This window comes from Haloarcula sp. HT12 (genome assembly GCF_055271655.1).
In genome coordinates this window covers 21,333-42,293 of the sequence record NZ_JBUXKW010000007.1, presented here as the reverse complement: position 1 = coordinate 42,293, position 20,961 = coordinate 21,333, and the positions used below count along the sequence as shown (strand labels likewise).

Here is a 20,961-nt window from a genome sequence, read left to right as displayed (position 1 = left end):
TACAGCTAGCAATCGCGAGAACCGTCCCCATCGTCTTAACCAACAAAACTATGGGGTCACGGGTAGTGTTGGTTAACACGAAAGCAGCCGATGTCCTACGAACCCCCGATCCCACCGGCGAACCTCCCGACGGAGATCGTCAACACTCTCAACGAAGCCTCATCGGAGCATCTTCGGGACGTTGCCAGCTACGCCGAGGCGTTGGCCGAATACAAGGAGCGTGAAGCTCGTCTCGAGGAGGAAGAGGCGGACGACGCCGACATCGAGGAGCGCCCCGATGACCTCCCGGACGACGTGCCAGCGAAGGCGACGATCACTATCAAGGAGATCAACGACAACCGCTACTACTACTGGCAGTGGCGGGAAGGAGATTCGGTGACGTCGAAGTACAAGGGGCCGGTGAATCCCGACGAGTAGATGAGATCGAACTGTAGTCCGATGTTCTTTTCAGTACCATTAGAGACGTCGCAGACGACACCCCCCAGAGTGTGAATGGGTCCGGTCAACCCGGACTGAAACTCGAAGGGAGAGGACATCCACCCCACGTTTCCGTCGTAACAGGATGTGTGTGGAGGGGGTGACGCTGATTTTGAAGGGACCACACCCTCGTATTTCCGTCGTTTCTCCACCGTCTCCGCATCATCGATGGTACCGACGACAAAGAAATCGTAGGACACACCCCCCCGTTTTCGAGTTGTAAATGGGAGAGGGAAAGGGGAAAACACAGTACACCGACCGGCACGTCAAATCTCTTGGCTCACACACCCCCCGTTTTCGAGTAGTAACGAGACATCCCGACGAATGACACCCCCCATTTTCGAGTTGTAACGCATCGCGCGGGATACGAACACCCCCCGTTTTCGAGAAGTAAGTGCGCGGAGAATACGGGCGAGATTAGTTTTTACTCCGGAACTGCTTCAGCCGTTCGCGGACAACCGTGCTGATAGTCGCCTCTTCGTGAGCTAGATCTTCGAACCGGGAATCCTCACGGATCGTCTCCATGATCGTTTCCGGATCCTCGGAGAGAGAGAAATACATATGCACTCCTCTGCCTCGCCCCTTGCCCCGACGCTCGAAGTCCAGTACACCGTACGTACTCTGCTCTGTGACGTGATTGACGAACGTCTCGCGGCTGTACTGGTCCGCATCCATCGTATCGGCAATGAATTGATACGTCTTGAACGCAGGTCCAGCAGGGATCCACTCAGGATGTTCTCTTGCGTAGTGGGCAGTGGCCGCCACAGCGTAGATGGAGAGTTTCTTTTGAGTCGAAATGCCACTGATATGGCGGAGCTTGCGGTTTTCGGTGTATTTTTCCTGAGCATCACGGACATCAGTCTCGATAACCGTGTCAGCCCCACGCCGCTCGGCTAATTCACCAGCCCATCTGAGGAGGTCAATCGCTTTCCGCGCATCCCCGTGCGTTTGGGAGCCGAACGCAGCAACAAGCGGAACAACGTCATCTGCAAGTGAGTCTGGCTTGAAGGCGTCCCGTCGGTTGCGGAGAATACTACGGAGTTGGTTCGCATCGTAATCGTCGAAGAAAATGTCGTCAGGGTTGTAAGAACTCTGTGCGCGGCTGTTGAGGTCCTTCATAAAGTCGGCGTAGTTCGTGATCGTCGTGAGCGAGATGGGACCATCAAAGTCGGCGAGTTTGCGAGCCCGTGAAAGCTGGTAGATGAGAGAATTGTACTCTGCTTCCTGATACGGCCCCTCGAGCATATCGATCTCATCAAGAATGAAGATGACACCGTCATAATACTCTCGCATGAGTTCGTACAGTCGCTCCAGCTTCTGATCCGTTGAGACACCGGTTTGGGGAACACCAGGATCAACGCCGAGGTCGTCGGCAGCAGCTTTGACTAACCGATAGACAGCCCGATCTGCAGTCTTCGGCCCCTCGCAGTTGATTGAAATGACCCCAAAGGTCTTGCCCTGGGATTCACACAGTTCGACGATCTGTTTGCAGACTGCATGAATGATGAGCGATTTCCCCGTTCCAGATGGCCCGCTCAGGAGCATATCGGGGATCCCTTCATTCTGGAGAACCGGTTTTAGATTGTCGACGACACGGCCTAGCTGGTCGTCACGACCGACGATACGGTCCTCGTCGATGATGGTATCTGACCGGACGAGGTCTTTGTTCGCGAAAACGCCACCGGACGACTCGGTTTGGAGTCGATCACGAATTGAGATGCCACCACCGTCGCCATTAGTTGCTTCTTGAGCCGAATCAGCGGGATCTGATCCGTTTTCGAAGGTCGATTGTGACGTGCCAGGAGACGCCACCTCCTCATCCGTCGATGCAGGAGTTTCAGGATCAGCAGCAGATGATTCACGATCCTCCTCACCTTCCGGATTATTCGATCCTGCTCTACGTCCCTCTCGTCCCATTATGAACCCCCTCGAACTCTGGGTATAAAAATATGGACCCTTGTGGAGTTGTAACCGGGCGAAAACAGGCTATCTAACGACTACAGCCCCGTATCTTCTGGATGAGCCAGATACCGTCTTCGGAATCTATCACCCTCCGTTGTCGAGTTGTAACGGTTCGACGAAACTCGCTGTCGTCGATCTTCCTCGATGACCCGGACCCCCCGTTTTCGAGTTGTAAGATGTGGGGCGGTAATACACCTGGTTCGATACTCCCACCCTCACGTTATAAGGAGAAGTGAGTCTCGGAGCAAAATCCACATAATCTGGATTTTGTAAATGATGCTCTGGGTGATACGGACTTACTCACACTCCCCGTTTTCGAGTAGTAAGCGCCAGAATAGCTGCGAAAGAACGACGCTCGTAGAATCCATTCACGAGTGAGAGGAATACCGGGTTTCGGACATGATTGCTGGTGAAGCCGCTTCGGTGATCTCGAATGTTTCACCCCCTCCCCCCTTTTTCGAGTTGTAAGTCGATGGGAACAGGCCACATCAGACGCCATGTAACAAGCGTTGAGTTAACAGAAGTTGGCGTAGAGGCGATGAGACGTGATAGTACACGAGATCAGAACCATGGACGAGATGAAGAGGCCATCTACTCTAGAAATCTCAATCGTCTAGCCGGAGCTAGACGATTTGTTTTCTTTGTCTCTAGTACGGTTATGGTAAGGTAACGTATAACATAAACTTTCGCATTTCTAGCCCTAAGTTAGAAGATGAGGTGCTCACCTTCTCTATCGTGCATATTCTCCACTATCGGCTGCTTTGCAGTTCCTCTTGCTGTTCACCCCCTCCCCGAGGCCACGAGTTTACAACTCGAAAAAGGGGGGAGGGGGTTCGCCAAGTCCAGTCCGTAATACCGACTACACGTGTTCCGTTGAGCTCTCGTCGGATATCGTTCCGATCCCAGTCAAGAGGTGCCAGTATGCTTTCGACAGCTCGAACCAGCTGCGTCTCGTAGTACAAGGGATTGTCTGACTTGATCTCCTTGTGGGCCAACGTGACCCGTTCTCGCGATGTCTTCTGGTCGTCGACCATCACACCCTACTACAACTTCGGAAGGATACGCCTTGCAAAAAGCGGCCGACTTCTCGAAGCAGAGAACGGGTACTGCCCTGTAGTCATTGCGACGTCCTTCTCTATAATCAGGGCATCCGGGACAAGCACCTCGGCCTCTGGCGTAACAACCGCTCCCGAACCTACTACCGCGAAATGACCACCCTTGCCCACCAACTCTACGACCATGTCCTCCAACTCGCCCGGGTACCGAGTATTTTTACGAGTGTATCTGCGACAGCGAAGTGATAGAGACCCGGGTAGTGGGTGTTTCTGGGCAATGACCGTGTTCGTAGAATTGTAGAGAGTACTACTTCAGATACGGATTGATGATTTTGTTTGGACAGAGACACAACATTTTATGTCAGTGGCTTAATTCTCCGGGGTATGGATGATTCATCGGAGGATATTGATCCGATTAAGCGTTCGCCGCTCTGGGAGTTTGTGAAGGCACATGAGGAGGAAATGCAGGTTGGTGGGGATTCTCTTGATTATCTAAATGCGCAGCTTGAGGAGACGACTCGTATTGTGTGGCAGTTAGCTGCAGAGAACGCACGGGATAGGAATGCCAAAACGATTCAGGAGGACGATGTCCGGGAGGCCTTTCGAGAACTCGTTCACCCTCATATGATGCTGCTGGACGTGACCGAGATGTTAGATCGCTACAAGGGAGAGTTCGAATCCTTGGCGGAGGCTGATCCAGTCTTGCCGTCGGACGGAGGTGAAAGTGATGGCGGATAATACCTACATTTTCCGGGAAGACTACCGGACAGAGGATATGATTAGCCGTATCCGAGTCGAACACTTCCGGTCAGAGGAAGAGGAACTTGTGCAAGACGTTTTGGAGGAAGCAGATCTAGGGCGGGCTTACCTGCTGGAACACGAGAAGCAAGATTTTCTTGGTGAAATCAAAGACCGGGTAGGAGACGAACGATATGACGAGTTTATTGAAGCGATGTTTGAACAATATGGAGAGAAAGGTGACCAGTTCAATATCCAGTTCTATGTGGTTGATGATATCGTCTATGACGACCTCGTAACGCGTGCTGAAGAGTTAGGTGGAGAAGAACTCAGACAGGTCGAGAGCGAGGAGTTTCGACGTCCTACGACCTTAACTAAGGTCCAGGCGAATGATGAGGCCCGTATCGTTGATTTACAGTTTGAGGTTGTCGATCATCCCGAGAATATCGATGCAGAGGGGCTGGAAACGGCATATACAGCTGAAGGAGAGGTTATTGATTTGAGCGAGACTGAGTTAGAAGAGGCAGAGCGTTTGATTCGGGAAAATCGGTACATGATGGAGGTGCGCGCCTATGCGGACGATGGTATCGTCACCGTATCCAATTCGGTGGGCCGGAATCCGATCCGAAAGGAAATGAAGAACGCGGTGAAGCGATGGGGGGTACAATCATGAGCCAAGCTGAGTTATCGCTCCGGGAAACCGAGTTGCTCCTGTTGCAGAACTTGATGCGGGGTGACAACTCTGGACTCGATTACGAGGAATTCCGCGACTCGAATGTCAATACAGCTCGGTATCGAGGTGACCGTGCTGAATCACTGTATGGGTCTCCTATCCTGGAACCAGCACGGGAGGAAGGCCGCATCACACAGGTCCGGTTCTATGTCGATTATAATGATGGGACTATCGAGAAACCAGTGCAGGTGCGGGCCTATAGCGACGGTCATATTAGCACCACGAAACCGACGCAGGAGGATTTCCTCAATGAGCTTGAGCAGCATTTAGCAGCCATTCGGGAGCACCGAGAGTTCCTTGATCCGTTGGATGATCTAATTGACGAGTATGTGTATCAAGCATTTCGAGGATCGTTCGCTTCGCCGGAAGATATCCATCGAGAACGGGTGAACCGGGCCTTCAGGAATCTCGTCAGTGACTATTTTGACGAGGATGACTACCAAGATGAAGAGCGGCATATCTTCGAGTCAATCATCGCGTGTCTTGGTATCGAACTGTCCCGACTCGATCTGACTGCTGATACCTACCCCGATGTGGATGAGGATGAAATGATGCCACGTCATGAGGGATATATTGAGGATTTTTTCGAGAATTATGCAGTAACGGCAGACGGGATGACGCGTCCCGACTTTGAACTCCTTTCAAGCCATCTACACCACATGTTAGGCCAGCGCTGGGAATCACCACTTGAAATTATTGAGTACGCGATCGAAGAGTATGCTCTCTGATGAGGATGCGAGGTTCCTCAACCGGTGTCTCAGTGAGGTACCATCGCATGGTGCTGTCACTGATTATCAGTTCTTCGAGCCGGAAATGGAGGAATTTCTCTATCAAGCCGGTGTTGATGAGACCGATCTGAGCTCTGGGTGGCACGCCTTCTTCACTGCCGAGGCACGAGACGTATGCGCTTCTTGCCGGTCAAGTGTAGCCGAGTGTAGTTGCACCGACCCGAATCATGTCGATACAATATATTTCATCGATCCAGATTATGTGTTTCAGGAATGGGCAGAACGGATAGACCAGCATGAGTGGTTTAGTGAGACAACGACGGAGTCCATCGACGACCTCAACAAGCGTTTAGTCGCTGAATCAGATAGCGTCGGAGAGGTTGTATTCCGGGTATTTTTTGATGGGCAGCGGTTGGAAAACCACTCAGCCGATCCATTGAAAAAGCGGTTCCCTGTCGGATTTGTTAACGCCGTACACTGCCAAGATGAGGAATACGCCTTTTTCTGGACCGAACTCCTTGAACACCGATTCTGGAGTAGTTTACATGGCGACATTGTTCAATTACAGAACCCACTGTCGCTCCGTCTCTGCCGGCTTAACACCGACGCAGTGAGCATCAGTACGGAAGAAATCGAAGACGAACTACAGGCGCACTTCGACACCCAGGGCTGGGATATCTCAGAACATCCACAGCTTGTCTGTCCCGACGTAAATGAGTATATCAACATTGATCAGGTTGACTTTGTAGCGACTGCCGCAGAAGAGGCTCACGCATTACTGTGCAAATGTGATTCAGATCCAGATCACTGGCACTTCCATTACTTCGATGATGGGCGACTAACTGACGTCACCACTTCAGATGAAGTCACCGAAGCACGGGATGGAATGCGTACAAACATCACCAGGTACAATAATCTTTCAGACAGTCGCCAAGACCTAGGACCGTTTGTCCGGTTCTTCGCTATCATACTCGGCATCATCAATCTCGGTCCACTCGTCCAGTTCCTTCAGGTGATGGACGTCAGTCTCACTCCACAGCAAACTGTACTAACATTCGTCGCTACATTAGGTCTCAACCTGATCCTCACGCTCGCCCTTGTGTACTTAGCACTCTGGCCCGTCTATAAGCTCAGGACGTTTGATTGGTCTATATAAATCGATTCTCTACCGTCTCCGACGACAGTCGGGCTAATAATCGGTGCAACCGTTATGGCTGGTTCGATAGGGCTATTCTGGATGCGGAGCTGATGACACCTACTATGAAACGATTCGATATTGGAGACACGGTCCGAATCGATATCCCGGACGAGACAGATCCAGATCACGAGCGCCTCCATGGACGTCGAGGAACAGTCGTTGAGATCATCTCAGACGATGCGGGAGCTGTGACTGATGATCAACGAGAGGGCTATCTTTTTCGGGTCGAAATCGCTAATGGTGACACCGTTGACGTCCGCTGGCGGGATCTTCGACCAGTTTGATTGACTATTGTCTGGTGCCACCTCTGTAGGGAGGTCACTAAACACTAAGTTCGCGTACTGAATACATCTCGGCATTACGATGCTCTCACTTCCTCCGCTTGTCGATAACGCTAACAGAACACTAGAAGACGCTTACAAGCGGATCATTCCTCAGATCGAGGAAGGCCGTATCGCAACTGGCTACTTTTATCTCTCAGGATTTGACCTCTACCGGGAAGACCTTGAAAACCTGGCTGACTCCGATGAGCTCGGCCACGCTCCGCTTCGGATTTTGATGGGCCGTCAGACGAATAGGGGAACTGCTGACGAAATCGGTGAGGGACAGAATCTCAAAGAGGAACTCAAAAGAGAGGTGAGAGAAAGCATCTCGGAGCTGAATAACGCTCAGATCGGCCGACTGGACCGGCTACGAGACTTTATCGCCGAAGGCGAGGTGAGCGTCCGTGTGCGAAATCCTGAAAATGGTTACTTCCACGCAAAGGGTGCATCATTTCGAGCGCCACTCGAAGATGACGAAGATTGGGGACACGACGGGGATGAAGACACCCGCCCATGTGCTACAGTTGTCGGCTCCTCGAACTTCACCAAGAGCGGCCACCAGAACAACATCGAGCTGAACCTCACGAGTCAGGATCGACACAAGGCCGAAGCGTTCGAGGAGTGGTACGACAACCAGTGGGCCAACGCCGAGGAGTTCAGTGAGGAGATCATCCGAATCATCGAGAACAGCGAGGAGTACCAGGACTGGAAGGAACAGCAGGAGGACGAGTCCGACCAGGAGACGTCATCCGAGGAGCTGGGCACGTATCTCGAACCGTTCGAGCTCTACAAGCTGCTCGCCTACGACGAACTGAGTGGGAACGTCAACATCCGTGACAGCCCACTGTACTACTTCCAGAAGCTCGGGTACGAGAGTGCAAAGGAGAAGCTCTCCCAGTTCAACGGGTGCATAGTCTCCGACTCGGTCGGCCTGGGAAAATCATTTATTGGCGGTGAACTCCTCCACGACTACCGCCAACGTGGCGACCACTGTCTCCTCATTGTCCCGGCAAACCTGACTGATCAGTGGGAAGACCTACTCCAGAACGACACTGACGAAGACGGTAATCCGTACTTCGGGTTAGAGGTAGACGGCACGCACCTTGACGTGATGAGTATCAGCAAGTTCCAGAATCTCTCCTACGACGAGGTGCAGGACCTCAAAGACGAGTTCGACGTCCTGCTTATCGACGAGGCTCACCGGTTCCGGAACTACGGGAAATGGCGACCGAATCCGGACCACGATGATGACTACAAGGGGACGCGACGACACGCGAATCTCAGGCAACTCCGCGGAAAGACGATGATTATGCTGACCGCGACCCCGATTAATAACAGCGCTACCGACCTAAAGAACCTCATCAGCTTGTTCACCAGCCCGGAGGAACTTCGGAACAAGGCGTCACTCGACTTTGATGCGTTCGACGAATATATCGAACTCTCGGAGACGCGAAAACGCATCGCATCCGGGAAAGAGGAGGTCGGCGACGACGAACAGCAAGAAATCACCGAGCAGCTCCAGCGACACTCCTCTGAGATTTCGAATATCCTGAACGAAGTGATGGTTCTCCGGACGCGCAAGCACGTCAAAGATCAGATTCAGGACAGCGAAGACTTCGAGATGAGCTTCAAGCCGCCGAAACTCAACAAGCAACAGTACTCCCTGCCGGCGGCCTACCAGCCAATATATCGGATGCTTCCCGGCGTGATGGACGCCCTCCACCTTCCCCACATCACAGTCAAAAATCCGAAAGCAGGGAGCACGCTGAAAGCCCTCTACAAGCTGAACCTCCTCAAACGGCTCGAGTCCTCAACGTACGCGTTCGTCCAGTCGATCGAGACGCTGCATCAGAGCGAACGCCAGCTTCTCGGCCTTCTTGGTGAACTCCCTGAGGACGAAGATATCGATATGCTCCGAACTGTTCGGGAGGGAGATGACTCTGAACTCGGTGACTTTGTCGAAGGAGCCGACGCTGCTGAAGATCTCGAACAAACACTCGAAGAATTTGGTTTCGATACCACCGCTATTCAATCGGAAGAAGGAGCTGATACCGAGGGAGATGAACTGGCAGACGCCACCATCGGTGAGGTGAAGACGTACATCAGGGAGGACCTCACCCTTCTCTCGTATTTCCTCTCGCAGTTCATCGGTGATGTCGCCCGTGATGCGGGTGATGTGAGCGATCATGCGGTTTCCACGCGGCAATGGCTCGCTGACCACGACGCTGGTGTCCTCCCAGATATTCCTGAAGAAGAGATGAATCCGATTCTCTACCCGAATAGTGACCTGAGTGAAGTTGACCCTGCCACACGCGACTTTTACGAGGCCGTCTTTTCGCTCCGCGAGTTCCGCGACCCGAAGATCGACCGACTTGCAGATGTCCTCACTAATCACGATCAGAAGGTGCTCATCTTCACGCAGTATCGGGCAACTGCAGACTACGTCTATAGAACCCTTTGTGACAACGAGGATTCCCCACTCACAGAGGCGAACAGTGCCGTCGTCAAGGGTGGCGACGAAAATAAACAGGACATCATTCAACGCTTTGCCCCCGAGGCGTCAGGCTATCAGCAAACGCTCGCCGAGTCGGGGGACTCAGAGCTACAGTACGTAGTGGCCACTGACACGCTGAGTGAAGGGGTTAATCTTCAAGACGTTCATGTGGTGGTCAATTACGACCTGCCGTGGAACCCGATGCGGATTGTCCAGCGTGTCGGGCGAGTCGACCGGATCGGGAGTACCGCCGAGAAACACGTCCACAACTTCTACCCGGACGGCGACATCGAGGCGGCGATCAAGCTCCTGAAACGCCTGCAGGCAAAGATCAACGATATCGCGCTCATCGTCGGAAAGGAGAACAACATTCTCGATCCGAACGAAGACCAGATTCTCGAAAAGACAGGTGTAGACACGGAGAAGACTATCGGGGAATTACAGGTGGACGAGATCGAGGACTCCCTCCAGAAGTCCCGGGAAATTGACGACGTGAATGAACTCGACGACACGAGCAAGAATCCGCTCCTCCGCAATGCTGGGAGTAATGAACATGCTGCGTTCGAGCGGTACCTTCTGAAGCGAGAACTGAACGAGGATTACGACCTGACTGCGGAAGACTTCGAGTACGCTGAGGACTTCTTCGATGACCCGCCCGAAGAACGAGAATTCCTCTACACGAATGTAACTGACCACGATGCCGGCCCCCGTCCGGGCGTGTTCGCCCTTGCCCACCTCTGGTTCGACGATGATGACCACGAGTCCCCGCTTGGTCGCGTCCGTCGTGCTTTCTACTACAAACCCTTCGCCGACGAGGTCAAAGAGCGGCCCGTGAGCACGCTCAACATTGACCCTTCAGTTGACGGCGAACCGATCACCGGAAATCCAGATACGGTGTTGTCGAACCGTGAGGAGATTCAAGCAGTGCTTGACGAGCGTCTGGAGGTGATTCGAGAAGGCCAGGTTGAGGGAGCCTTCAAACAGGGAGAGGCCTTCTCGAAGGAACAGGAGACGATCCTCGATTTCATCAGTCACTACGTTCAGCCGAATCACGGCGATGAGCCGGCGCCTGTCGAAGAGTTCGAAACGCTAGGAGAATGGGCTACCGACATCGAAGAGCGGCTGCAGGAGGTAAAGCTGGCGAACACAGATGAAGACCGAATTCTACGGGAGATCTTTCGCCAGAACGAGCAGTACGACTCCTTCCCAGAGTGGCCGACTGTGGAGTTCCTCAGTCAGCTTGAGGAGTTCTTGGAAGAGAACGTCGAAGCCTCTACTGAATACCAGACAAAACTGATGGGAGAGAGTGATGTACAAGCGAAGCTCGTATGCTGGGGGGTTGTCGGACAGTGATTCGGGAGCTACGGTAGGGGCCCCTTCAGATCCAGTAAATCATATTTTTCCAAAACCAGGTCGAAGTACATCTCGTCCATCAGCTTCGGACTCTCAACGCGATGGAAGTCGTCGAGGACAAACTTCACGTCACGACGTTCCAGGCCATACGCGTGGAATGCGGCCGCGTCGATTTCAGCCTGTAATTCTCTGCGTTCTTGATCTTCTACCGCTGCCTCGATTCCGCCGAGTCGCTCACGCATTTCTTTGAATTCTTCCCCGTAACAGTTCAACCGGGCAGCTCGTTCAGCGATATAATGGAACCAGTCATCTCCGTCGGTGAGGCGTGGTAGCTGGGATTCCAGTAGCTCACGCTTGATGATGTGCGTCTCGACCTTGGTCCGCATCAGGAAATCGAACGCAATGCTATTCAGGAGTCCAGTCGCCACGAAGAGTTCCCGATCCGTGAATCGCCGGATGTAGGGTGACCGAAGCGGAGACTCTGAGAGGTGTCCCTCTTTGGGCCTAATATCGAACGGTTTGAACGTGTTAATCGTATGGAGGCAGATGATGTCTTTCGGGAGTACAGTGGCGATTATCGTCCGCTCATTTGTGGAGTTCGTAACGTCTCGAATTCCGACGCGATACTCGTCACAATCAAGGAGTACATCTTCTTCTTCTAATCCGTGGCCACGATGTTCCTTGAGGAGTTCGTCCACGAATTGTACTTGTGACTTGCTGGTTTCTGGCCCACCGAATGCCTCGTAGATTGCTCGTTTCAGGTGGCCTCTATTGAACTTCTTTTCCCGGACACGATATTGTGCACTATTCGGCGGATCCTGGAGTCCCTTACTCCAGTACTCAGGACCCGCTAAGTCACTATTGAGGCTATTATCGTGCTGGAATTGATGGATATTTTTACCCCCGTAAACTGGGTAGTCAGCACCTTCAGGTGTATTCTGTAATCGGTCCTTGTCAGTCGATTCTACAAATTCCTTCGTCAGCATATCTACTGTCCAGGCCCCCTCCACCCCTTCTCCCAAAGACGGTTGGTCAACCACTTTCTCTAAGACGCTTGCTTCCATCTGTGAGGTGATTGAAGGGAATATCCGCCCCTCAGGCGAGTAGCTAAGAAGCACCTCTCGTGGGATAGTAACTGCTTCCTCCTCGATTCGATATACGATGTCTATGTTATGCTGGTTGAAGATGCCGCGAAGTACTGACGTCCTCCCTCCGTATTTAAACGTCAGTACAGCAAATCGATAGCGATCGTCAATCGCCTCAAAGATGCCCTTATTTTCGAATCCAATGAGATTCTCTACGTCTGTGTGATCCAGTAGATGTGTCCGGAGGTCTTTCCCCATCACTCCACCGAAGATAGTTCCCGGGAGGAGCAGACTCACCCTCACGCCGTCTCGAGAGAGTCTGAAGACCCGCTCTAGAAAGAGAGCAGACAGTTCATTTTTTGTCGGCATCGTCCGACCGCCCACCACCGGAGATTGGAGCTTGTAGATGTCTCCCTGCGTGAAGAAGTCTGCCTGAGCTTCCATCGAGCCCTTGTAGTCCTCCCATTCCCACGCAACTTCTGGGCTTGAGAGGAGGTCTTCCATCACACCGTCTTTTTCCTCCGACGGATAGGTACGGAACTGCTCATCGTAGCGGATGAAGAAGTCGTCGCGATTCGCGTAGAGCATGTCCCATGGTGGGTTCCCGATGAACACGTCGAATCCACCTTTCTCGAAGACGTCGGCGAACTCCAACGGCCAGTGGAAGGGGGACCACTCCCGAATTTCCTCGATCGTTATGTCGTCAAAGCCAGCGTCTTGGAATTCTCGCCGAAGGATTTTGTCAAATTTGTCCCGGTGTTCCTCTATTCTGTCTTCTGCCTCCTTCCGCCATTCTTGAGCTTCAACACTGGTCTCCGCTTTCTTGTGCTTCTTGATGGCCTCTTTCACGTCCTCAAAACGAGTTTTCACCTCCCAAGAATCGAGATCGCTGTCTCCGTCTTCGTTACTCTCGATGTCCGTATCGAGTTGACCGATTAGGCTGTTGCCCTGTCGTACGTTGAAATCGATGTTGGGGAGCGGCTCCACCTCGCTCGGTTCATCCTCGATATCAGCGACCATCGACAACCAGAGTCTGAGCTTGCAAATCTCAACGGCACCTTCGTCGAGATCGACTCCGTACAAATTGTTGAGGATGGCCGTCCGCTTTGCGTACAGTGATGAGGAGCCTTTTCCAGACTCGATTTCTTCTATCTCCTCTCGGGTTCTAGATTCCAGCTCCCAGCCTTGCCCTTCAGCCTCGAGCCGCTGAAAATACTCAATACATTGCATCAACTGAGCGTCTCGCTATTGGCTGTTTTCGACTTTATCTACGAATACTAGTAAAATACGAGTTGCTTCTTACACTCTATTCGACAAGTGTATTGACCAGTTCAGCCGAAAGTCACCCTTGTACCCACCATTTTCATATGAGTAAAGCAACTTTCAGGTAGTATGACTCTCCAGCAGATCACCGCATCCGATATCGCGGGCTGGGACTCTTTACAGGATATAGCGACCTCCTTTGAAAAACGCGGGCTCAAACCCCGCCCGAAACTAGGGGGCGATAACGAACTCGTAGTTCAGCTTGATGATGACGAATTCATCGTTATTGTCAATGCTGGTCCCGGTGAGACTGCCGCGGGCTTCAAACCAGAAAACCGCTCCCGGCACACCAATCTCGTTGCTACCAACGATTTCGAGACCTTCACCTTCATTACGCGAGTCCGAAGCTGGGAGGGGCAGCAGCACGGTCGAATTAAGCATCAAAAGATTTCGTTCTCGAAGGAACAGTTCGCGCGGGACAGCGGGGAGAAGAACACTATTCTCCAGAAGCTGAACTCGATCGAGTACGGTTCCTCTGCTGCGATATACGATACGCTCTACGATACGCAACAGGTCGTCAAGGAGTTCTATGAACAGTTCGAGGAACTCCGGACTGATCTCATTCAAGAGGTTACAGGCATCCCTGATGATCGTGGTGATGCGAAGCAACGATATGTGCAGGTCATTCTTGACCGGATGATCTTCCTATACTTCATCCAGGAAAAACGCCTTCTTGATCGGAACCCGAATTACCTTCACGAACAGCCGAATGAAGTCGTCGACGAGGGGGGAGACCACTACGAAGAGTTCTACGAACCGCTCTTCTTCGAATACCTCGCAGAAGACAAACAGAACCCTGACTTCGGTAGTCTTCCGTACCTGAACGGTGGCTTGTTCGCAAGGAATCCTGTCGAAGAGGAGTTTGAGGACGCGAAATTAGGTGGCTCTGCCGAGGAAACGAACGGGCTCTTCGATGATATCCTCGACTTCCTCTCCGACTGGAATTGGAACGTCGACGAACGACTCGACATCGTCGATCCCAAGAACCTCTCCCCGGCGATCTTGGGCCACATCTTCGAGCAAACGGTCAATCAGAAGGAGATGGGGGCGTACTACACACCAGAAGAGATCACGGGGTTCATGGCCCGGCGGACGATCCATCCGTATCTGCTCGATCAACTCAACGAGGCTGTGGACGCGGACTACGACGAGATCGACAATGTGTTCGGATTCCCCGTGCCTGAGGCAGATACTAGCACAGAAGCTGTTGCCGATGGCGGAACCATAACTCAGCAAGTTCCAACGGAAAACGTCCAGACCAGCCATGTGGAGACTCTCTACCACGACATTCTGAAGGAAGCACACATTCTCGATCCCGCCGTAGGAAGTGGCGCCTTCCTGCTCGCCGCACAGGAGGTGCTGATGGACCTATACATGCAATGTATTGAGTATTTTCAGCGGCTCGAGGCTGAAGGGCAAGGCTGGGAGCTGGAGACTCGTAGTCGTGAGGAATTAGAAAGTATCGAGGGTGGGCATGGTGGGGAGTCACTATACGCCAAACGCTCGATTATTCTGGATAACCTCTACGGGGTGGATATCGACGAAGGCGCTGTGGAGATCTGTAAACTTCGGTTGTGGCTCTCGATGGTTGCGGATATCGAAGACGAGCCAGGGGAGGTCGAACCGCTCCCGAATATTGATTTCAACATCCGGCAGGGGAACAGTCTAATTGGATTTACAGACCTCATCGAAACTGTCAACGAAGAGGGTGATACCTCACTCACAAATTATGGCATCGGTGAAGAAACACCGGTCAGCGAGTATTACGAGGACGTGATCCACGCTCAGCGGAAACACAAAAGGGCAAATTCCTCGAAAGAAGCAACCAACGCCCGTCGTCAGGCAGAGTCGCTCATCACCAGCTACAGTCAGAATCTGGACAACAAGGTGCTAGATGAGTTCCATAATGCCGGCGCTGAAATCACTCTGGATCAAGTTCAAGAATTCCACCCCTTTCATTGGATTCTTGAATTCGCGCTAGTCTACGACCAGGGAGGTTTTGATCTTATTATCGGAAATCCGCCTTGGGACCAGCTTCGAGCGAGTCGCGATGATTATTTCGTCAAGTTTGATGAGCAGTTCCGGTCCCGGATGCCTTCGGATAAGGACGAGATGCAAGAACAGTTACTAGAAGACGAAGAGATTGCCGAGGGATGGGAGAAGTACCAAGATCAGATAGAGAAGCAAATGCGGTATTTCACCGACGGTTCTGAATATACTCTCCAGAAACCGGTTATAGACGGCCGCAAGGACCCGAACGAAAACAACCTTGCTGCTCTCTTCTTTGAGAGGCTATTTGACCTCGTGAGCAAACAAGGGTACGTAGCGCAAGTTCTCCCTGGAGTTATCTTCAGTGGATCCTTCTCGAAGGATCTCAGATTAAAATTACTTGATGACGCAGAGATCAAGACGTTAGTGGGCTTCGAAAATCATGGAATCTTTGAGGAGATCGACAATCGATACCAATTCGCCATTCTCTCTTTCAAGAATAGTGGTAAAACGGACCAGATAGAGGGTGTATTTGATCAGCGTGATGTTTCTGTCCTCCGCCATTTTGATGAGATGGCAATTACTATTCCTCGAGAAGTGCTTTCGCAATATTCACTGAAAGCACGGATATTTCCTAATATCACTCATCCTGAGGAAGTGGGTATTTTGGAGAGTATTGTCTCGCACCCACCGTTGGGAGAAGAAATTGAAGAGAAGTGGAACGTCACTCCGCACCGTGAACTGGATCGGTCACGGGCGTCTGACCGTTTCGTCGAAGAGGAAAATGAAGGTGATTACCCTGTGTATGGTGGAGCAAACATTCACCAGTTCCAGCACGACAATACGTTCGATTCGAGTCTTGATTCCCCTTCACTATGGAGTGTCGATGAAGATCAGCCTGATCTGAGCGCTAAATACCGTGTTCGGGAACGGGCGTACAACGGTGGAACGCCGAAAAAGGACATTTACGAAGCGTTTGGTGGACCAAAGACCAGCAAATCACAGAAGGGATTCGTCAACGATCTTCTTCAGGAACACCGTGGACAGGATCTCTGTATGGATGATCTCCTTCCAGACTTCACGGAATACCGGATTATCTACCGGGATATCGCCCGACCTACCGATGAACGGACAATGATTTCGACTGTGTTACCCAAAGGGCTCGTTTGTGTTCACACACTCCAGACATTTTCGCCATATGAAGTCAATCCGGACCAGGAAGACCTCTCAGAGTATCCCCTGCGTTCAATCTATGAACGTGCCTACGATGACGAGGAACTGTTCGTCATCACCGGTCTACTGAACAGCATTCCGTTCGATTATCTAATGCGGACGAAGGTCGATTCACACATTGTCCGGTTCAAACTGGAAGAATCACAGGTCCCGCGTCTCACAGAAGGCGACAACTGGTTCCACTATATTTCTGACCGGGCGGCCCGACTCAACTGCTACGGCGAGGAGTTCGAGGAGATGCGGGAACGGCTTGGCGGAATTGACCCCGCTAACGAGGAATCAGAGCGTCGGCGACTTCAGGCCGAAATTGATGCAGCTTCTTTCCACGCCTACGGACTTGATAGGGAGGAAATGCAGTTCGTTCTTGATGACTTTCATCGAGTGTCAAATCCTCGAATTATGACGGAAGCCTACATCGATAGGGTCGCTGAGAAATACACTCATCTTGGAGACGTAGGGCCAATGGAGTAACTTCTGAGCTAACACTACGCCGGTTCTTGAATTTTAGTCCATTCAGGCTTACTGATGAATGCTGTCCAGTGCTCGTCGGGTCATAGCTCCATCGACATTTAGATATTGACGGGCGGTCGTGATGTCCTCCCACCCGAACATTGCTCGGAGTGCGGGAAGATCCAAGCCTCTTCCGGCGTGATAAGACGCTGCTGTTGCACGTAATCCATGTAATGAGGTTGCGTCGTTAGACAATTCTGGCGACAATTTCAGGGCCGTTTCTAGACGTCGCTGTAAGGTCGAGAACGAATACGGCCAGCCACTATGTTCGTCGAGTAACAATTCAACCGCGACTCGAACCCGATACGAAAAGTGGTACGGAACTGTTCGAGATGCGGCTTCTGTTTTCGGGAGCCAATAACGCTCAGCAAAGCTCTGAAAATCCGTATTGGGATTGTGATCTAGCCGTTGTTTCACCGCCTGCCGGCAGTATCCACAAATGCCGCCATCCCGTCCCTTCGTACAGTTCTCCTGTGCGGGAATCTGGATCATCTGCCGCTCTAGGTCAACCCACGATTTCGACAAGTGCGTTGTTTCTCCTGGTCTAAGTCCAAGACGGCCTCCAAGGAGAATGGCCGCTCGTGTTTCGAGCCTCTGTTGTGTATCATCTATTCGCCCAGCACCTTCTAACAGTAGTTCGAACTCGCGTTCGCTAAGGGCCCTCTCTCGTGTTGCTACCATATCCATCGCTATCTGTCGATACAAAGATAATCCGCTTCTTCTTCGAGTGGCAAGGTGAATCGGTTCACAGCCGCTAGAATTGCCGTCTGATATGACAGGAAGTACTTATGGGTCCCCTCCGGACGAAGCGTATGGGACTCTTTGAGACCTTATTTAGCTCATCCACTGGGGATACTGTCCCTCAGGCACAGCAACCGAGTCAGCACGAAATCTTCCCCGAGGACAAGTACAATGTCGCATACGCTGTAGCCGCTCGGCGTGAAGAAATTCGGGCGTTAGAACACCTTCTAGAAGCGGATCAGACCTCACCTACCGCCCTGGAGGCTGAGCCTTTCCTTCAGGATATAATCGAAGATATGGAGCAGGATCAGGAATACTCCCTCCGCCTTCGCACCTCTGGGGAGGAGCTCGTCGACGATATCCGTGAACTCATAGAGCATTGGGATAATCAGGTAGATGAGCAGATAGGGACGATTTGGTGGCCTCTCGGAGCAGATACGACGTTCAGGTTGTACCTCCATTATCTGGAACTCCGTGCTGACGCGGAGGATGACCAATTTTCGTTCCCGGAGTCTGCTGGACAGGTTCACACTCTCGTCCAGCGTGGTCTTAGTGCAATGGAAGATGATGACGACTCGAAGCTCGCTGTAGTCCACAAGCGAGACATTCCTTGGGAAGAACCAGCTGAGGACAGCTGATCCAGTTCGCTCCTTCTCAAAGAGACCGATTAATTGTATCCAGTATCAAACCCAGTTATGGTAGAAATCTCAGACTCCCTGTGTTCGCTTTTCACTGCGAAAATTAAGGAGGAGGATGGCACTTTCGTCATCGAGATTCCTCCGAGTGAGATCAAGCACGGGGCGCTGACCGGTGATGAAACGTATCGCATCGCTCTCCTTGATTCCTCCTCCGAAGCTGAATCAACATCCCCACAGGCCCCACGGCATCCCGCCTCTCAGGGGAGCACGAGCCATGATTCATCTGGTCCTCCTGTTGATGAGGGAGAAGTCCGTGACGTGACAATCGAAACCGTCGGCGATCAGGGCGACGGTATTGCGAAAGTCGAACGGGGGTACGTCGTGATCGTTCCCGGCGCTCAGCCCGGCGACGAGCCAACAGTCGAAATCGAACAAGTTCAGGAGAACGTCGCGTTTGCGAGCATTGTCGATAACGATCCGCGAGCACTCTAACCTGTTGTCCCTTCTGTGGATCGGTCTTCTTCTCGGTAAACCATCGGTGTGAGAAGGCTCCGTTCGCGTTTGTCTGATGGAGGTGGTTCTGAAAGTCACGCCACGTTTTCTTCACGCGCTCGCGATGGTACAACCTTCCAAAGCCGAAATACAATCTATGACAAAGGAACCGATTGAGGTACTCGACGACCTGGCCAACCAGGTCGCCGATGAGTTTGAGGCGTATAGACAGCCGGACGAACTCAAGGATGTCTCGCTCGTGATTGAGAACAGCGACGAGGAACATCCGACGCTGATCGTCCACGTTGATAGAGAGGACGCGGAGTCCCTTGCCGACCGTATTGATGAGTTCCTCCGCGAGCACGGTGCTCGTACTGAACGGGAACGACACTCAGCTACGGATGTCCGTGTGTTAGCGACGGTCGACTGACACCGCCCCTCCAATTTTTGATTGACTCCAAGCACCGCTGAAGGGCCTTATCTTCACTTCCGATCAAGGGGGAGCTTCAGCTCAGGTGGTCAATCTGTGCATCCAGATACTCTTGAAGAGCGGTGACCGTCTCTTCTGAGACAGCTGAAGCCCCGAAGTCACTCCGAAATCCGTGTTTGAGTTCGTCGCTCTCCAAGATCTCCAAACCACGCTCAAGTTGCTCCCGGAGCGCATCGTCGTCCCCTCGCTGCAGGTGGGGCGTGACAGCGTTGAGATCGATCTCTTCTGCGACCGCTAGGACATCCCGAAGATCTGTTTCGCGACCACTGTGGAGCTTTGCCGCGACGAAGACTGCCCCATCGATCACTCTGGCCGTCGTCGTCACTGTACCCCCGCTCACCTCCTGTTGGTGGCTGTAATCGTACAGGTAGTCGAACGACCACTGTGCCTCCGTCTGGCGACACCCGAGTCCGTTCACCAAGAGGTCGAAGCCGATCGGCTGTTGCGGCGTGAGCCGCTTTTCGTACTCGATCACCTCTGTATCGTAGAACCACTCCTTGGCATGGTTGTCCGTTTCCTCGAAGTTCCGACGTTCGAGGAATTCGACGAAGTCAGCTTTGGAGTCCAGCGCGACGACGATATCGAGATCCGTGGAGAAGCGAGCATTGAACGCTGAGACAGCGTACCCGCCGACGAGAACGTACTCGTGGCCCTCTTGGGTGAGCTCCTCGAGCAGTTCTATGAGCGCGTCACTTCGGTTGTTGAAGCTCATGGCTGTGCCCGTTCGGTCTCTCGATACGTGACGCCGAGGTCGAGGTCCTCGTACATCCGGTCGAGCATCGCGAGCGCCGACTGGAACTGGGCGTAGTTCTCACGCATATACTCGATCGTCTCTGCTCTCGGTATTACCGGGTAGCCCTCGACGTGCTCGATGTCGAGGGACGGCCCTGGCTCGAGGACGATCTGTAGCGCTCCGTCCAGCTCGTGACGGGGCTGTCGTTCGAATGCGGTCGGGAGGTCGAACGACTCGAAAAACGCCTCCCAAGCGTCGGCGTCCTCCTCACGGACGGCCAGAAACAGTGGATAGTCGTTGGGCTCGCGACCGACCTGGTAGCCGCCCTGGGTCCACACGTAGACGGCGTCGATCCGTGTGAATGCGAACGGCCAGTCACCGAACTGCGGGATGACGTAGGCCTCCTCGATGGATGGTGGACTGACGCCGGCGCTGGCAGCGACGAGCTCTCGTGCTGCGTCCCTCACGCGCTCGTCGACGACTGAGAGGCCGTCGTCATAGCGGACGTAGCCTGCGTCTTCGAGTCGGTTGACGGCCTGTCTCACCGTCTCGTACGGCGTGTGGAGGTGTTGGGCGACACGACGGATGGAGTCACCACTCTCGATGGTGAGGATGACCTGCGCCGCGGTGTCGTCGAGCACCTCATACATCTGGTGGTTACCAATA

At 52.7% G+C, this 20,961-nt stretch carries 16 protein-coding genes and 1 pseudogene; 11 read left to right on the top strand and 6 right to left on the bottom strand.

Translation table 11 applies throughout. The features are described 5' to 3' along the window. Positions 1–90: 90 nt before the first annotated feature. Positions 91–417, top strand: coding sequence for a hypothetical protein (locus tag ACY9XZ_RS20425; RefSeq protein WP_463458818.1), 327 nt, complete (start codon positions 91–93; stop codon positions 415–417). A 477-nt stretch (positions 418–894) separates the two neighbouring features. Here ACY9XZ_RS20425 and ACY9XZ_RS20420 read toward each other — a convergent pair whose 3' ends face one another. Beyond that, positions 895–2,394 carry a Cdc6/Cdc18 family protein gene (locus ACY9XZ_RS20420; RefSeq protein WP_463458817.1) on the bottom strand — a complete coding sequence of 500 codons (1,500 nt, stop codon included), beginning with the start codon at positions 2,392–2,394 and terminating at the stop codon, positions 895–897. An 884-nt stretch (positions 2,395–3,278) separates the two neighbouring features. Beyond that, positions 3,279–3,476: pseudogene (locus ACY9XZ_RS20415) on the bottom strand (type B DNA-directed DNA polymerase); the annotation flags it as partial. 402 nt (positions 3,477–3,878) lie between these two features. On the opposite strand from ACY9XZ_RS20415, the gene ACY9XZ_RS20410 reads away from it, so the two are divergent. From ACY9XZ_RS20410 to ACY9XZ_RS20385, 6 genes are all read left to right on the top strand, one after another. Then, positions 3,879–4,232, top strand: coding sequence for a hypothetical protein (locus tag ACY9XZ_RS20410; RefSeq protein ID WP_092635745.1), 354 nt, complete (start codon positions 3,879–3,881; stop codon positions 4,230–4,232). After that, positions 4,222–4,905 carry a hypothetical protein gene (locus ACY9XZ_RS20405; protein ID WP_463458816.1) on the top strand — a complete coding sequence of 228 codons (684 nt, stop codon included), beginning with the start codon at positions 4,222–4,224 and terminating at the stop codon, positions 4,903–4,905. The genes ACY9XZ_RS20410 and ACY9XZ_RS20405 overlap by 11 nt, the downstream gene beginning before the upstream one ends. Next, positions 4,902–5,693, top strand: coding sequence for a hypothetical protein (locus tag ACY9XZ_RS20400; RefSeq protein WP_463458815.1), 792 nt, complete (start codon positions 4,902–4,904; stop codon positions 5,691–5,693). Before ACY9XZ_RS20405 ends, ACY9XZ_RS20400 begins: the two co-directional genes overlap by 4 nt. Beyond that, positions 5,683–6,849, top strand: a complete 1,167-nt coding sequence (locus ACY9XZ_RS20395) for a hypothetical protein (protein WP_463458814.1) — start codon at positions 5,683–5,685, stop codon at positions 6,847–6,849. Before ACY9XZ_RS20400 ends, ACY9XZ_RS20395 begins: the two co-directional genes overlap by 11 nt. A 104-nt stretch (positions 6,850–6,953) precedes the next feature. Beyond that, positions 6,954–7,175: a hypothetical protein gene (locus tag ACY9XZ_RS20390; RefSeq protein WP_225935246.1), complete on the top strand. Its 222-nt coding sequence runs from the start codon at positions 6,954–6,956 to the stop codon at positions 7,173–7,175. 79 nt (positions 7,176–7,254) lie between these two features. Next, positions 7,255–11,061, top strand: coding sequence for a helicase-related protein (locus ACY9XZ_RS20385; RefSeq protein WP_463458813.1), 3,807 nt, complete (start codon positions 7,255–7,257; stop codon positions 11,059–11,061). Between the two features lie 8 nt (positions 11,062–11,069). On the opposite strand, the gene ACY9XZ_RS20380 is transcribed toward ACY9XZ_RS20385, so the two are convergent. Further along, complete coding sequence (locus ACY9XZ_RS20380) at positions 11,070–13,376, bottom strand: Eco57I restriction-modification methylase domain-containing protein (RefSeq protein WP_463458812.1); 2,307 nt, start codon at positions 13,374–13,376, stop codon at positions 11,070–11,072. 162 nt (positions 13,377–13,538) lie between these two features. On the opposite strand from ACY9XZ_RS20380, the gene ACY9XZ_RS20375 reads away from it, so the two are divergent. Continuing rightward, on the top strand, positions 13,539–17,162 hold the full coding sequence (locus ACY9XZ_RS20375; RefSeq protein WP_463458811.1) for an Eco57I restriction-modification methylase domain-containing protein: 3,624 nt from the start codon (positions 13,539–13,541) through the stop codon (positions 17,160–17,162). A 48-nt stretch (positions 17,163–17,210) separates the two neighbouring features. Here ACY9XZ_RS20375 and ACY9XZ_RS20370 read toward each other — a convergent pair whose 3' ends face one another. Continuing rightward, positions 17,211–17,882 (bottom strand): tyrosine-type recombinase/integrase, encoded by a 672-nt coding sequence (locus ACY9XZ_RS20370; protein ID WP_463458810.1) that lies wholly within the window; start codon positions 17,880–17,882, stop codon positions 17,211–17,213. Between the two features lie 131 nt (positions 17,883–18,013). On the opposite strand from ACY9XZ_RS20370, the gene ACY9XZ_RS20365 reads away from it, so the two are divergent. The 3 genes from ACY9XZ_RS20365 (at position 18,014) to ACY9XZ_RS20355 (ending at position 19,502) form a co-directional block, all read left to right on the top strand. Beyond that, positions 18,014–18,580, top strand: coding sequence for a hypothetical protein (locus ACY9XZ_RS20365; RefSeq protein WP_463458809.1), 567 nt, complete (start codon positions 18,014–18,016; stop codon positions 18,578–18,580). Positions 18,581–18,637: 57 nt separating this feature from the next. After that, on the top strand, positions 18,638–19,072 hold the full coding sequence (locus tag ACY9XZ_RS20360) for a TRAM domain-containing protein (protein WP_463458808.1): 435 nt from the start codon (positions 18,638–18,640) through the stop codon (positions 19,070–19,072). A gap of 157 nt (positions 19,073–19,229) precedes the next feature. After that, positions 19,230–19,502 carry a hypothetical protein gene (locus ACY9XZ_RS20355; RefSeq protein ID WP_463458807.1) on the top strand — a complete coding sequence of 91 codons (273 nt, stop codon included), beginning with the start codon at positions 19,230–19,232 and terminating at the stop codon, positions 19,500–19,502. Positions 19,503–19,578: 76 nt separating this feature from the next. Here the strand turns inward: ACY9XZ_RS20355 and ACY9XZ_RS20350 are convergent, their stop codons facing one another. After that, a complete protein-coding gene (locus tag ACY9XZ_RS20350) occupies positions 19,579–20,274 on the bottom strand; it encodes a hypothetical protein (protein ID WP_463458806.1) in 696 nt (231 codons plus the stop codon). Continuing rightward, the gene (locus ACY9XZ_RS20345) at positions 20,271–20,945 is read right to left on the bottom strand and encodes a MarR family transcriptional regulator (RefSeq protein ID WP_463458805.1); all 675 of its coding nucleotides are present in this window, start codon (positions 20,943–20,945) and stop codon (positions 20,271–20,273) included. Before ACY9XZ_RS20345 ends, ACY9XZ_RS20350 begins: the two co-directional genes overlap by 4 nt. Between the last annotated feature and the right edge of the window lie 16 nt (positions 20,946–20,961).

Bases quoted from the DNA above. Each gene is read 5' to 3' on its own strand.
- ACY9XZ_RS20425 (WP_463458818.1), top strand. From the start codon at position 91: ATGTCCTACGAACCCCCGATCCCACCGGCGAACCTCCCGACGGAGATC.
- ACY9XZ_RS20420 (WP_463458817.1), bottom strand. From the start codon at position 2,394: ATGGGACGAGAGGGACGTAGAGCAGGATCGAATAATCCGGAAGGTGAG.
- ACY9XZ_RS20410 (WP_092635745.1), top strand. From the start codon at position 3,879: ATGGATGATTCATCGGAGGATATTGATCCGATTAAGCGTTCGCCGCTC.
- ACY9XZ_RS20405 (WP_463458816.1), top strand. From the start codon at position 4,222: ATGGCGGATAATACCTACATTTTCCGGGAAGACTACCGGACAGAGGAT.
- ACY9XZ_RS20400 (WP_463458815.1), top strand. From the start codon at position 4,902: ATGAGCCAAGCTGAGTTATCGCTCCGGGAAACCGAGTTGCTCCTGTTG.
- ACY9XZ_RS20395 (WP_463458814.1), top strand. From the start codon at position 5,683: ATGCTCTCTGATGAGGATGCGAGGTTCCTCAACCGGTGTCTCAGTGAG.
- ACY9XZ_RS20390 (WP_225935246.1), top strand. From the start codon at position 6,954: ATGAAACGATTCGATATTGGAGACACGGTCCGAATCGATATCCCGGAC.
- ACY9XZ_RS20385 (WP_463458813.1), top strand. From the start codon at position 7,255: ATGCTCTCACTTCCTCCGCTTGTCGATAACGCTAACAGAACACTAGAA.
- ACY9XZ_RS20380 (WP_463458812.1), bottom strand. From the start codon at position 13,376: ATGCAATGTATTGAGTATTTTCAGCGGCTCGAGGCTGAAGGGCAAGGC.
- ACY9XZ_RS20375 (WP_463458811.1), top strand. From the start codon at position 13,539: ATGACTCTCCAGCAGATCACCGCATCCGATATCGCGGGCTGGGACTCT.
- ACY9XZ_RS20370 (WP_463458810.1), bottom strand. From the start codon at position 17,882: ATGGTAGCAACACGAGAGAGGGCCCTTAGCGAACGCGAGTTCGAACTA.
- ACY9XZ_RS20365 (WP_463458809.1), top strand. From the start codon at position 18,014: ATGGGACTCTTTGAGACCTTATTTAGCTCATCCACTGGGGATACTGTC.
- ACY9XZ_RS20360 (WP_463458808.1), top strand. From the start codon at position 18,638: ATGGTAGAAATCTCAGACTCCCTGTGTTCGCTTTTCACTGCGAAAATT.
- ACY9XZ_RS20355 (WP_463458807.1), top strand. From the start codon at position 19,230: ATGACAAAGGAACCGATTGAGGTACTCGACGACCTGGCCAACCAGGTC.
- ACY9XZ_RS20350 (WP_463458806.1), bottom strand. From the start codon at position 20,274: ATGAGCTTCAACAACCGAAGTGACGCGCTCATAGAACTGCTCGAGGAG.
- ACY9XZ_RS20345 (WP_463458805.1), bottom strand. From the start codon at position 20,945: ATGTATGAGGTGCTCGACGACACCGCGGCGCAGGTCATCCTCACCATC.